Genomic DNA, 11794 nt, shown 5'->3' on the forward strand with positions numbered 1-11794 from the left:
CGTGCTACGCACCACCCTGGCCGGCCTGCGCCTGCACAAGGGCCGCCTGTTCACCACCGCCCTGGCCATCGTGCTGGGCGTCATGTTCGTCACCGGCACCCTCGTCTTCACCGACACCCTCCGCCACAGTTTCAGCACCCAGGTGATGGGGTCGGCCGACCGGCTGGACACGATCGTCCTGCCCTCCCATGAGGGTCTTGAGCAAGGAGAGGAGCCCGCCGCCATCACCGAGGACCTCCTCGGTGAGGTCCGCGACCTGCCCGAGGTGGCCGCGGCCCAGGGCGTCACCATGGGCGACGCCCCGCTGCTGGACGCCGACGGCCGGGCGATCGGCTACGTGCCCACCTCCGGTCGTTCCGTGGGCGGCGACGTCGCCCGCTACGAGGCCGCCGAGGGGCGGTTGCCGGAGAACGGGGAGGAGGTCGCCCTGGCCACCTCCACCGCGCGTCAGAGCGGTTTCGCGGTGGGCGACGAGGTCGAGGTGCTCGACCCCGAGGGGGAGCCCCGCGCGTTCACCGTCGTCGGTCTGATCGACTTCGGCCTGGACCCGGAGGCGAGCTACCGGGGCGTGATCGCCTTCGATCCGGAGACGGCCCAGGCCATGACCGGTGTCGCCGACTTCGGTGAGATCGACGTGATCGGCACCGAGGGGACCCCCGCCACCGAGGTCGAGGCTGCGGTGGCCGCCGCCGTCGGGGACGCCTACACGACGATGACCGGTGAGGAGCTGGCCGAGGAGAACGCCGCCAACGCCGGGACCCAGGCCGACATCATGGCCATGGCGCTGTTGCTGTTCGCGGCGGTCGCGGTGTTCGTCGGCGCCCTCGTCATCTACAACACCTTCGCCATCCTCATCGCCCAACGGCGCCGCGAGACGGCCCTGCTCCGCTGCGCCGGCGCCACCCGCGCCCAGGTCTTCCGCGGCGTCCTCACCGAAGCCCTCGTCACCGGCCTGCTCTCCTCCGCGCTCGGCGTCGCCGCCGGCGTCGGACTGGGCATCGTCGGCTACCGGCTGGGTGCCGGCCAGATGGACAGCCAGGCCGCGGCCGAGACGGCGCTGCGCACCGACGTGCTGATCACCCCCACCACGATCGTGGTGGGCATGGTCGTGGGCACGGTGGTGACCCTGGTGTCGGCGACGGTTCCGGCGCTGCGCGCCACCCGGGTGCCCCCGTTGGCGGCGCTGCGCGACAGCGCGGTCGCCGACGCCGGCAAGGGGGTCGGCAAGGTGGGCATCGCGGTGGCGACGCTGCTGGTGCTGGCCTCGGCGGCGATGCTGGTCCACGCTCTGCGCAACGAGCCGAGCCAGCTGGGGATGATCCTGGTGGTCGCCTCCGGGCTGGTCGCCTTCGTCGCCGTGGTGCTCCTGGGTCCCCTGCTGGTGCGGGGCTTCGTCCGCCTGGCGGAGGTGCCGCTGCGCCGCACCGGGGTGGCCGGGATGCTGGCGGCCGGCAACGCCCGGCGCAGCCCTCGCCGCGCCGCCACCGCCATGATCGCCCTGACCGTCGGCGCGACCCTCATCACCGGCTACTCGGTCATCGCCGAGTCGATGGAGCGCACGCTCACCCGGCAGCTGGAGGAGCAGTTCCCGGTGGACTACCTGCTGCGCACGCAGTACACCGAGGAGGAGCAGGGGGTGCCCGCCTCGGTGCGGCGGGAGCTCGCGGACGCGCCGGAGGTGGCCACGATCTTCTCCGAGAGGAGGGCGCAGGCCGAGCACGGGGACGAGGCGGTGGACGTGCTGGCCTACCCCGGCGCGAAGCTGGGCGAGGACATCGGCGGTGAGGAGGCCGAGGGCGACTTCGCCGATGTGGGTCCCGGTTCGGTCGCGCTGGCGCGTGCCACGTCGGAGCGTCTGGGGGTCGGCCTGGACGACACCCTGTCCCTGACGACCGAGCAGGGCGAGCGGGACTACCGGGTCGCCGTGATCGCCGACGACATGGGGATGCTGCCGGGGCTGACGATGGACGAGCGGGACTTCGCCGCCGCCTTCCCGGAGGCCACGACCGACAGCACGGTGTTCGTCAAGGGCACCGACGCCAGTTCGGCCGCCGAGATCCGCGCGGCCGTGGACGCCGCGATCGCCGACCATCCGACGGTCCTCGTGGAGGGCGCGGCCGAGGTGAAGGAGCAGTTCACCACCACCCTGGACACCGCCTTCCTGGCCATCTCGGCGCTGCTGGGGCTGGCGATCCTCATCGCGGTGTTCGGCGTCGCCAACACCATGGCCCTGTCGGTGCTGGAGCGCACCCGCGAGTCCGCGCTGCTGCGCGCCCTGGGCCTGTCCCGGGGGCAGCTGCGCCGGATGATCGGCGTCGAGGCGGTCCTGGTCTGCGTGACCGGCGCGCTCGTGGGCATCGGGCTGGGCGTGCTGTTCGGCTGGGCCGCGGGCAAGGCCACGCTCATGGGGCTGGTGTTCGCCCTGCCGGTCGGGCGGATCGCCCTGTTCGTGGGGATCGCGGCGCTGGCCGGCCTGGTGTCGGCGATCCTGCCGGCGCGGCGGGCGGCGCGCGCATCGATCACCGCGAGCCTCGCCGCGGAGTGACGCCGGGTCCCGGGGCCGGCCTTCCCCCGGCCCCGGGGCCGCCGTCCCCCGCCGCGACCGCCTCCGCCCGCGTGGAGGCGGTTTCGGCGTGCGCCGTGCCGGGCGGACGGCTAGATTCGGAAGGGGACCGTCTCCATGACGGCGACAGCAATCCCCTAATTCCGATCGATAGAGTAGGTTTCATGGTCCGCGAGCCGAGGAACCCCGAGCGCCGACCGGTCATCGCCTTCGTCGGCGGTGGCGCGAGCGCCACGCTCACCGCGATCGCACTGCTGCGCACGACGACCTGGCTGCGCCTGGGCTACCGGATCGTCCTACTCGACGAGCACGGTCGGCACGCCCGTGGGGTGGCCTACTCCACCCGCGACGACCAGCACCTGCTCAACTCCCCCGCGGCGGCGATGTCCGCCCTCCCCGACCAGCCCGGCCACCTGGTCGCCTGGGCCCGCGCGGCCGGTCACGCCTGCGCTCACGACTCCTTCCTGCCCCGCCGCGTCTACGGCGACTACCTGGCCCAGACCCTCGCCGAGACGGCGGCCTGGGCCGCCCCCCACGCCGAGGTGCACCTGCGCACCGCCCGGGTGGAACGCGCCGAGGACGGTGACCAGGGCGTCGTGCTGATCCTGTCCGACGGAACGCGGCTGCCCGTGGCGGCCGCGGTCGTCGCCACCGGCAACGCCCCGGCCTCGCCGCCACCCGGGTGCGCCGGAACCGCCGGGGTGGTCGACGACCCCTGGCACCCGCACGGCGACCCCGCGCGCCTGACGGAGGGGCGGACCGTGCTGGCCATCGGCACGGGGCTGAGCACGGTGGACGTGGCCCTGTCGGTGACCGCCGCCCACCCCGGGACCGTCGTGCACGCGACCTCGGCGCGTGGCCGGCTCCCTCACCCCCACCGGCTCCCGCTGATCGCGCCGCCCGGGCTGGTCGACCTGTCGGGGCCGCTCCCGTTGCGCGAGCTGGTTCGGCGGGTGCGCGCGGCGATCGACGTCCACCCCGGCGACTGGCGGCACGTGGTCGACTCGCTGCGCCCCAGCGTCCCCCTGCTGTGGCAGGGGCTCTCCCCCGCCGAGCAGCGGGTCTTCCTGCGGCGCTTCTCCCGTTACTGGGAGCCCGCGCGACACCGTATGGCCCCCGAGGTGGCCCGCCGGCTGGAGGAGCTGCGTGCGCGGGGACGGCTGCGGCTGCACACCGGCCGCGTCGCCTCGGTCGAGCCCACGGGGGCCGGGCTGCGCGCCGTGCTGTCGGACGGGACCTCGATCCAGGCCGACACGATCGTCAACTGCACCGGTTCGGCCCCCGGCTCCGACCCCTTCGTCCAGGCGCTGCTCGGCGACGGCCTGGCCCGCCGCAACCACCTGGGCCTGGGAGTGGACACCTGCCCGCGGGGGGCTCTGGTCGCCCCCTCGGGCCGGGTGAGCCGTCACCTGTTCGCCCTGGGCCCGCTGCGCCGGGGTCAGCTCTACGAGACGACCGCGGTGCCCGAGATCCGGGCCCAGGCCGAGCGATTGGCCCAGCGGATCGCCGACACGGTGCTGCGCGGACGGCGCGGCGAGCCCACCGTGGTCCCCTGACCTCCGGGTCAGCGGGTCCGGCGCACCTCGCGCTCGTGCCTGCGCAGCAGGAACGGCCGGACCGCCGACTCCACCTGGACGGCCAGGTCCATCTTGCTGGCCCCCTCCTGACGGTCCTCGAAGTGGATCGGGATCTCGACCATCTTCTGCCCGCGCCGGTAGGCGCGGAAGTGCATCTCGACCTGGAAGCTGTAGCCGCTGCTGTGGATGCTGGGGAGGTCGATGCTCTCCAGCGCCTCGCGGCGCCAGACCTTGAAACCCGCCGTCACGTCGCGGATGGGCATCGTCAGGATCGCCTTGACGTAGGCGTTGGCCCACTGGCTGAGCAGCCTGCGCCGCACCCCCCACTGCTGTGACAGGCTCCCGCCGGGGACGTAGCGGCTGCCGATGACGACGCCGGCGTTGGTGGACAGCAGGGTGCCCAGGAGCTGGGGCAGGTAGCCCGGCGGGTGGGACAGGTCGGCGTCCATCTGGGCGACGTAGTCGGCCCCGTCGGCCAGCGCGGCGGTCATGCCGGCGACGTAGGCGCGGCCCAGCCCGTCCTTGGCCGTGCGGTGCACCACGCTGACACGGCCCGGGTGGGACGCGGCGAGCTCGTCGGCGATGTCACCGGTGCCGTCAGGGGAGTTGTCGTCGACGATGACCAACCGCAGGTTGGGCAGCCCCAGCGCCAGGACCTGGTCGGCCAGCTCGGGCAGGTTGTCGGCCTCGTTGTAGGTGGGCACGACAACGCTGATCCTGGCACGGGACCAGGGGTCGGGCAGGGTGACCGGGGTGGGCATGGGGGCGCCTCCGTTGCTGGTGGATCGGCCGGGGTGCGGCGCGACGCGGGCGTCCGGTCGCCCGTCGGGAGCACCTCCGCTCTCCCCCCGGCCCGGGGGTGTCAGCGGGTAGCGTATGCCCTCGCCCGGTTACAGACCGGTCGTCGCGCCCCCGATCGCGCAAATCAGGCAGACATCGCAATTATCGCAACTTTCTCGCCCCAAGCGACGTGGAGGCACGCGGCGGGTCTACGGCGCTCACTCGCCGCGGTCCACCTCCAGCACCGCGACGTGGACCGTGGTCCCCATCTCCTCCAGGGTCATCAGCACCTCGGGGTCGGCGTGGTTGTCGGTCACCAGGTGGGCGATGTGCTCCGGCGGCACGGTCTGGACCATGGTGTCGGCACCGATCTTGGTGTGGTCGGCGAGCACGACGGCCTCCTCGGCGCAGGCCACCAGGGCGCGGTCGACGCTGGCCATGGCCGGATTGGGGGTGCTCAGCCCCCGGTCCGCGGACAGCCCGTTGCCCGAGAGGAACGCGCGGTGGACCCGCAGCCCGGCCAGCGCCTGCTCGGTGGCGGCCCCCACCAGGGCCAGGGTCGGCCCTCGCAACGACCCACCGGTCATCACCACGTCCACGTCGGGCGCGGCCGCCAGCACCTGCGCGACGAGCAGCGAGTTGGTGACGACGGTGAGCCCGTGGCGGCCGACCAGTTCGCGCGCGAGCGCCTCGGTGGTGCTGCCCGGGCCGAGCACAATGGCGTCGTCGTCCTCGACCAGCCGGGCCGCCGCCCTGGCGATGGCCAGCTTCTCCGGCGCGGCCTGGCGGGTCTTCTGGGCGTAGCTCTGCTCCTGGCCGAGCCGGCCGGGCAGCGCGGCACCGCCCCTGCGCCGGTCGATCAGCCCTTCGGCCTCCAGCGCGCGCACGTCCCGGCGGACCGTGACCTCTGAAGCGCGGACCTGGGTGGCGATGTCACGCAACGCCATGGCCCCGTTCACGCGGACCAGTTCCAGGATGCGCTCGCGGCGTTCGGCGGCGAACGCCGGCTTCCCCTCGCCGATCATCGTTTCCTCTCCAGACCGCAGGACGCCGGGCGATCATCCGTTCCCATCGATCATAAGCGGTCAGACCGGCACGGAACGATCCGTGGAGCAGACACCTGCCCCGCCCGACCCTGGGATGGCGGCCCGGTCCCGGAGGTGGATGACGCGGACGCGGCGGCCCCGGCGGCCTGTTCAGTCGCCCTGCCCCCGTTCGAACCAGCCGGCGGGGACCTCGCCCGAGACGGGCTCGCGCGCCCCCTGCGGGCCGGGCGCGGCCCACAGCACCGCGTTGGCCACAACGCGCCGCACGTCGGGGTGGTGGTAGACGGGGTAGTCCTGGTCGCCCGGGCCGAAGTAGAAGATCCGACCCGCGCCACGCCGGTAGGCGCACCCCGAGCGGAACACCTCGCCGCCGGCGAAGGAGCTGATGAACACGAGCTCCTCGGGCGCCGGCACGTCGAAGGGCTCGGAGTAGGTCTCCTGGGCGGGGATGACGAGGGGGTCGGGCACCCCCTGGGCGATCGGGTGCCCGGGCGCCACCGTCCAGACCAGCTCGCGCTCGGCCGCGTTGCGCCAGCGCAGCGAACAGGTGGTGCCCATCAGGGCGCGAAAGATCCGGGAGTAGTGGCCCGAGTGGAGCACGACCAGCCCCATCCCGGCCAGCACCCGCCGGCGCACCCGCTCGACGACCTCGTCGGTGACCTCGTCGTGGGCCAGGTGCCCCCACCACACCAGCACGTCGGTCGTGTCGATGACCTCCCCGCCCAGACCGTGGTCGGGCTCGCGCAGCGTCGCGGTGCGCAGCCGGACCCGCTGCCCCAGGTGGTCGCGCAGGGCCGCCGCCACCGCGCCGTGGATGCCGTCGGGGTAGCGGCGGGCGACCGTGTCGTCGGCGGTCTCGTGCAGGTTCTCGTTCCAGACGGTGACGCGCAGGGGCGCCGCGGGGCGCGCCGGATCGCCGCTCAGCAAAAGCGGGCGCCGTGGAAGGCGAGGGTCTCGTCGACCGCCTCCTCGTCGGAGGGGTCGTCGGGGACGGGGGGTTCGGAGTCGAGCAGCAGGACCGCGAACAGGAGCGCGACGAGCAGGGCCAACGCTACGAGGGCGGCGGAGCCGAACACGACCATGATCGACACGGAAGCTCCTCTTCTCGTCGGCGGCCGGATGCCGTGTCCTCACCGATGCGGCCGACCGGGTCCGGCCTTTGGCGGGGTCACTGAACGAATGCCCCGCGCGGCACCGCGTTACACCCCTGTTATCGGCGATATCCAGCTCACCTTCCTGACATGTCGCCACCTTCCAGACACCCTTCGACCGCCTTCGGTCATCTGGGGACCGGCGAGAGGAGCCGTCCCGGCGACCCGCCACAATGGGGACCGTGACCATCCCAGTGACCGCGCCGGCCTGCGACGTGTGGTGGGCCGCCCCCTCCGCGGCCTCCCCCGCCCTGCTCGCCCTCCTGGACGAGGAGGAGCGCCGTCGACACGCCCGCTACCAGCAGGCCGCCGACCGCGACCGCTACGTCGTCGCCCACGCCCTCGCCCGCCTGCTGTGCGCCGAGGAGGCCGGGTGCGCCCCCGAGGAGGTCGGGTTCGAACTGCGCTGCGGCCACTGCGACCGCCCCGAACCGCACGGCAAGCCCCACCCCGTCGGCCCCGCGGCCGGGCTGGAGATCTCCATCAGCCACTCGGGCGGCCGCGTCGTGGTCGCGCTGACCCGGCAGGTCCCCGTGGGCGTCGACGTCGAGGAGGTCCGCGCCTCCCGCGACATCGACGGCCTTGGCGACTACGTGCTGACGCCGACCGAGCAGGCGGCGTTGAAGGCGTTGTCCGGCCGGGAGCGCGTCTCGGGGTTCTTCACCTACTGGGCCCGCAAGGAGGCCCTGCTGAAGGCCACCGGCGAGGGGCTGGCCGGCGGGCTGACCTCGGTCGAGGTCAGCGGTCCGGACACGACGGCGGCCGTGCTGTCGTGGAACTCCCCGGCCGCGCCGGCCGACGTCGCCCTGGAGGACCTGGAGGCGGGAGAGGACTACCGGGCCGCGCTCGCGCTGCTGGCCCCGGGGCCGGTGCGGGTGCGCGTCCACGACGCGGCGGCCCTGCTGTCGGCGGGCTGACCCCGGCGCGGGCAACGGCACGTCCGCTCCTCTCTGCGGTTTCGCGGGTCAAACATGGCCTGAGGGCGACAGTCGTGTCCTTTCGGGCGAGGCATCCGTTACTTGACCGCTCCGAGAAGGCGCTTGAAGGATGTGGAGCGTGCGAGACCGCCGTTTTGCCCCTCCGCGTCCCTCACATACCGTTCCCCGGCCCCGCCGCGTCGGGCCGTTCGGGTGAGCGCGCGGCCGGCCCGCCCCGGGCTCGTCCGTGACGGCGGCCCCGGGCGGATCCCCGCCGACATCCTGCACGGTGTGACGGTCCCCGACCCCTACCGTTGGCTGGAGGAGGCGGACACACCGGCGACGCGGGACTGGCTCGCCGAACGCGCGAGCGAGTTCGACGCGGCGGTGGCGGACTGGCCCCTGCGCCCCCACCTGGCCCGGGAGATCCGCGAGCTGGTCGCCACCGATCTGTGGACGCCGCCGGTCCGGCGCGGCGGCGCGGTGTTCGCCACCCGGCGCGCGGCCGGCGCGGAACACCCCCGGCTGGTCCGCGTCGAGGACGGTCGCGAGCACGTCGTGTTCGACCCCGCCGCCGTCGACCCCAGCGGGGCGACGACCCTGGACTCCTGGGAGCCCAGTCCCGACGGCGCCCTGGTCGCGGTGCAGACCTCACGCGGCGGCACCGAGCGCGGCGAACTCCAGGTGCTGTCGGCGCGCACCGGCCGGCCGGTGGAGGAGCCCATATCAGGGGTGCGCTACAGCCACGTCGCCTGGCTGCCCTCGACGTCGGCCCCGGCCTTCTACTACGTGCGCCGCGACGACGGTGACGGCCGGCGCGGCGTGTGGCTGCACCAGGTCGCCGCCCGCGAAGCGCGCCCCGACCTGCTGGTGCACCCCTGCCAGGCGCCGCGCACCGTGCCGGGGATACGGCTGCGCCACGGCCGCTGGCTGCTGGTCTCGGAGAGCCACGGCACCGGACACCGCAACGACCTGTGGATCGCGGACCTGGCCGAATCTGAGGTGTCCTCCCCGCGGCTACGCCCCGTCCACGTGGGCGCCGACGTGGAGTCGGCGGCCGACGTCGGCCCTGACGGGACCCTCTACCTGCGCACCACCCTGGGCGCGCCCCGTCGACGGGTGTGCGCCGCCGACCCGGCCCGTCCCGGCCCCGAGCACTGGCGCGAGGTGGTCGCCGAGGAGTCCGACGCCACCTTGGACGGCTTCGCGGTCGTCCACGCCGACGGCGCCGCCGTCGAGCTGCTGGTGGCGCGTACCCGCCTGGGCGTCAGCGAGCTGTCGGCCCACGACCCCTCGGGCGCCCGGCCGCCCCGGCCGATCCCCCTCCCCGGCGACGGCATGGTCGCTCACCTCGACGCCGGTGACGACGGCACGGCCCACTTCGGTTACGCCGACGTCGCCACCCAGCAGATCGTGTTGACCTATCGCCCCGGGGAGCGGCCTCGACGCTGGCCGGGGGGCGGACCGCCTGCCGCCGCCTCCCCGGTGCGCCGACGCACCCAGTGGTGTCGTTCCGCCGACGGCACCCGCCTGCCCGTGACCGTGTTCTCGCTGAACGGGTTCACCGCGCCCGCTCCCACGATCCTGCACGCCTACGGCGGGTTCGGCCGTCCCCGCCAGTTCGGTTTCTCCGCGACCGTGCTGGCCTGGCTGCGCGCCGGGGGCCGCTACGCGGTGGCGCACGTGCGCGGCGGCGGGGACGCCGGGCGCGAGTGGCACCTGCTCGGCAGCCGCCGCGGCAAGCCGCGCGCCGTGGAGGACCTGCTCGCCGCGGCGGACGCGCTGGTCGCGGCCGGGATGTGCCGGCGCGAGGGGCTGTGCCTGTCGGGCGGTTCGGCCGGTGGTCTGCTGGTGCTGGCCGCCGCGACGTCACGGCCCGACGTGTGCGCCGCCGTGATCGCCTCGGCCCCGCTGGCCGACATGGTGCGGTTCGAACGGCTGGGGCTGGGGGCGATGTGGACGGCGGAGTTCGGCACCGTCGCCGATCCCGGCGACTTCGCCGCGCTGCTGTCCTACTCGCCCTACCACCGCGCGCTGGCCGGCCGCGACCGCGCCTATCCGGCCGTGCTGCTCACCGGGTTCCACGGGGACACCCGTACCGACGCCGCCCACCCGCGCAAGATGTGCGCGGCGCTGCTCGCCTCCTCCGACGGCACCCGTCCGGTGCTGCTGCGCTACGAGCGCGGTGTCGGCCACGGCCCTCGCGCGGTGACGCGCGCCATCGACCTGGCGGCGGACGCGCACGCCTTCGCCGCCGCCTATACGGGGCTGTCCCCGACACGCTGAGCACCGCTCGGGACCGGGACCGCCCACTCCCCACAGGAAGAGAGGTGAACACCATGGACCCGAACCAGTTCGAGGTCGAGGTCGAGGACCTCGCCGAGGTCACCTCGCGGGACATCACCGCGGGCGGCGACAGCGACGGCACGGACTCCAGCTCCGACTTCATCTAGATCCCCTGACGCCCGGCCGCGTACACCCGTCCGCGGCCGGGCCCCGCCCGTTCCACCCCGGTGACCGTGGAGGAGTGCCCGTGACCGACCGCCTGTTCACCGAGACGCTGCGCGCCGCCGTCGGCGCGGACCTGCTGTCCTCCCGGCTGTCGGAGGAGTTCGTCTTCGCCGACATCGGGGCCGGGGCGGTCGCGCCGCTGCTGGACTTCGAGGCCCTGGGCGAGCTGCTGTCCACCCGGCCCCTGGGGCCGCCGCGGCTGCGCCTGCACCGGGAGGGCCGGCCGGTCCCCGCCGCGCGCTACGCGACGTCGGGAGCCGGCGAGACGCGGGTCAGGCCGGAGGACCTGTACCGGGAGCTGCGCGAGGGGGCGAGCCTGGTGCTCGACGGGATCGACCGCCTGCACCCGCCCATCCGCGCCGCCGCCGACGACCTGATGCGGCTGGTCCGAGAACAGGTCCAGGTCAACCTCTATTTGATCTGGGGCGACTCGCACGGCTTCGACACCCACTGGGACGACCACGACACCTTCATCGTGCAGGTCGCCGGCGCCAAGTCCTGGCAGGTCCACGGCCAGGGATCGCGCCCCTATCCGATGAAGGTCGACACCGACCACTCCCACACGCCTCCCGACGGGGTGGTCTGGGAGGGGACGCTACGTCCGGGACAGGTGCTGCACGTGCCGCGGGGCTGGTGGCACACCGTCACCGGCGCGGGGACCGTCAGCATGCACCTGACCTTCGGGTTCACCCGGGCCACGGGGGTGGACTGGGTGCGCTCGCTGCTGGACCGGCTGCACGACGTCGAGGCGATGCGCCGGGACCTGCCCCGCTTCGCCACCCCCGAGGAGCGGCGCAAGCACCACCACGAGCTGGTGAGCCGGCTGGTCGACCTCGCCGAACGGCACGACCTCGACGCCTTCCTCGCCGAACGGGACGCGCGTTTTCCGCGCAGGCGCTCGTTCTCGCTGCCCTGGGCGGTGGAGGACACGCCCCCCGGCCCCGACAACCGCGTGGAGTACGCGCCCATCCTGCCGCCCCGGCTGGAGGAGGAGGGGGACAAGGTCGCGCTGACCGTCGCGGGACGCCGTTACCGTCTGCCGGCCGCCGCCGCGCCGGTGCTGGCCGAACTGGGGCGGACGCGTTCGGCGACAGTCGCCGAGCTGGCCGAACGCTGCGCGCTTCCCTCGGCGACGGTGGCCGACCTGGTCAGGGTATTGGCGCGGCACCATCTGGTGGTGGTGGGCGGCCGTTGAAGGGGGCTCGCCGCCCCGGGCGGCGCCGCAGGTCGCGGCGGTCGGGCGGGCGTG

At 74.2% G+C, this 11794-nt stretch carries 9 protein-coding genes; 5 read left to right on the top strand and 4 right to left on the bottom strand.

Annotated features, from left to right (window positions below):
• Positions 1–2545: ABC transporter permease (locus ACYVHU_RS24860; RefSeq protein ID WP_498949620.1), on the top strand; the 2545-nt coding region annotated here is incomplete at its 5' end.
• A 182-nt stretch (positions 2546–2727) separates the two neighbouring features.
• The gene (locus ACYVHU_RS24865; RefSeq protein WP_078764028.1) at positions 2728–4119 is read left to right on the top strand and encodes an FAD/NAD(P)-binding protein; all 1392 of its coding nucleotides are present in this window, start codon (positions 2728–2730) and stop codon (positions 4117–4119) included.
• A gap of 8 nt (positions 4120–4127) precedes the next feature.
• Here ACYVHU_RS24865 and ACYVHU_RS24870 read toward each other — a convergent pair whose 3' ends face one another.
• The 4 genes from ACYVHU_RS24870 to ACYVHU_RS24885 form a co-directional block, all read right to left on the bottom strand.
• Complete coding sequence (locus ACYVHU_RS24870; RefSeq protein ID WP_078764029.1) at positions 4128–4901, bottom strand: polyprenol monophosphomannose synthase; 774 nt, start codon at positions 4899–4901, stop codon at positions 4128–4130.
• A gap of 237 nt (positions 4902–5138) precedes the next feature.
• Positions 5139–5945: a DeoR/GlpR family DNA-binding transcription regulator gene (locus ACYVHU_RS24875; RefSeq protein WP_078764030.1), complete on the bottom strand. Its 807-nt coding sequence runs from the start codon at positions 5943–5945 to the stop codon at positions 5139–5141.
• A 171-nt stretch (positions 5946–6116) separates the two neighbouring features.
• On the bottom strand, positions 6117–6893 hold the full coding sequence (locus ACYVHU_RS24880) for a ThuA domain-containing protein (protein ID WP_235001195.1): 777 nt from the start codon (positions 6891–6893) through the stop codon (positions 6117–6119).
• On the bottom strand, positions 6887–7057 hold the full coding sequence (locus ACYVHU_RS24885; RefSeq protein ID WP_159457313.1) for a hypothetical protein: 171 nt from the start codon (positions 7055–7057) through the stop codon (positions 6887–6889). Before ACYVHU_RS24885 ends, ACYVHU_RS24880 begins: the two co-directional genes overlap by 7 nt.
• 233 nt (positions 7058–7290) lie before the next feature.
• Between ACYVHU_RS24885 and ACYVHU_RS24890 the strand changes: the two genes are divergently transcribed.
• The 3 genes from ACYVHU_RS24890 to ACYVHU_RS24900 all read left to right on the top strand — a co-directional run bounded on the left by ACYVHU_RS24890 (position 7291) and on the right by ACYVHU_RS24900 (position 11740).
• Positions 7291–8034, top strand: a complete 744-nt coding sequence (locus ACYVHU_RS24890) for a 4'-phosphopantetheinyl transferase family protein (RefSeq protein WP_078764031.1) — start codon at positions 7291–7293, stop codon at positions 8032–8034.
• Between the two features lie 213 nt (positions 8035–8247).
• On the top strand, positions 8248–10320 hold the full coding sequence (locus ACYVHU_RS24895; protein ID WP_078764032.1) for a prolyl oligopeptidase family serine peptidase: 2073 nt from the start codon (positions 8248–8250) through the stop codon (positions 10318–10320).
• Between the two features lie 247 nt (positions 10321–10567).
• Positions 10568–11740, top strand: a complete 1173-nt coding sequence (locus tag ACYVHU_RS24900) for a JmjC domain-containing protein (protein ID WP_078764033.1) — start codon at positions 10568–10570, stop codon at positions 11738–11740.
• Positions 11741–11794 lie beyond the last annotated feature (54 nt).

This window comes from Marinactinospora endophytica (assembly GCF_054780875.1).

Excerpts from the sequence above, each read along its gene's own strand:
- ACYVHU_RS24865 (WP_078764028.1), top strand. The coding sequence starts at position 2,728 with ATGGTCCGCGAGCCGAGGAACCCCGAGCGCCGACCGGTCATCGCCTTC.
- ACYVHU_RS24870 (WP_078764029.1), bottom strand. The coding sequence starts at position 4,901 with ATGCCCACCCCGGTCACCCTGCCCGACCCCTGGTCCCGTGCCAGGATC.
- ACYVHU_RS24875 (WP_078764030.1), bottom strand. The coding sequence starts at position 5,945 with ATGATCGGCGAGGGGAAGCCGGCGTTCGCCGCCGAACGCCGCGAGCGC.
- ACYVHU_RS24890 (WP_078764031.1), top strand. The coding sequence starts at position 7,291 with ATGGGGACCGTGACCATCCCAGTGACCGCGCCGGCCTGCGACGTGTGG.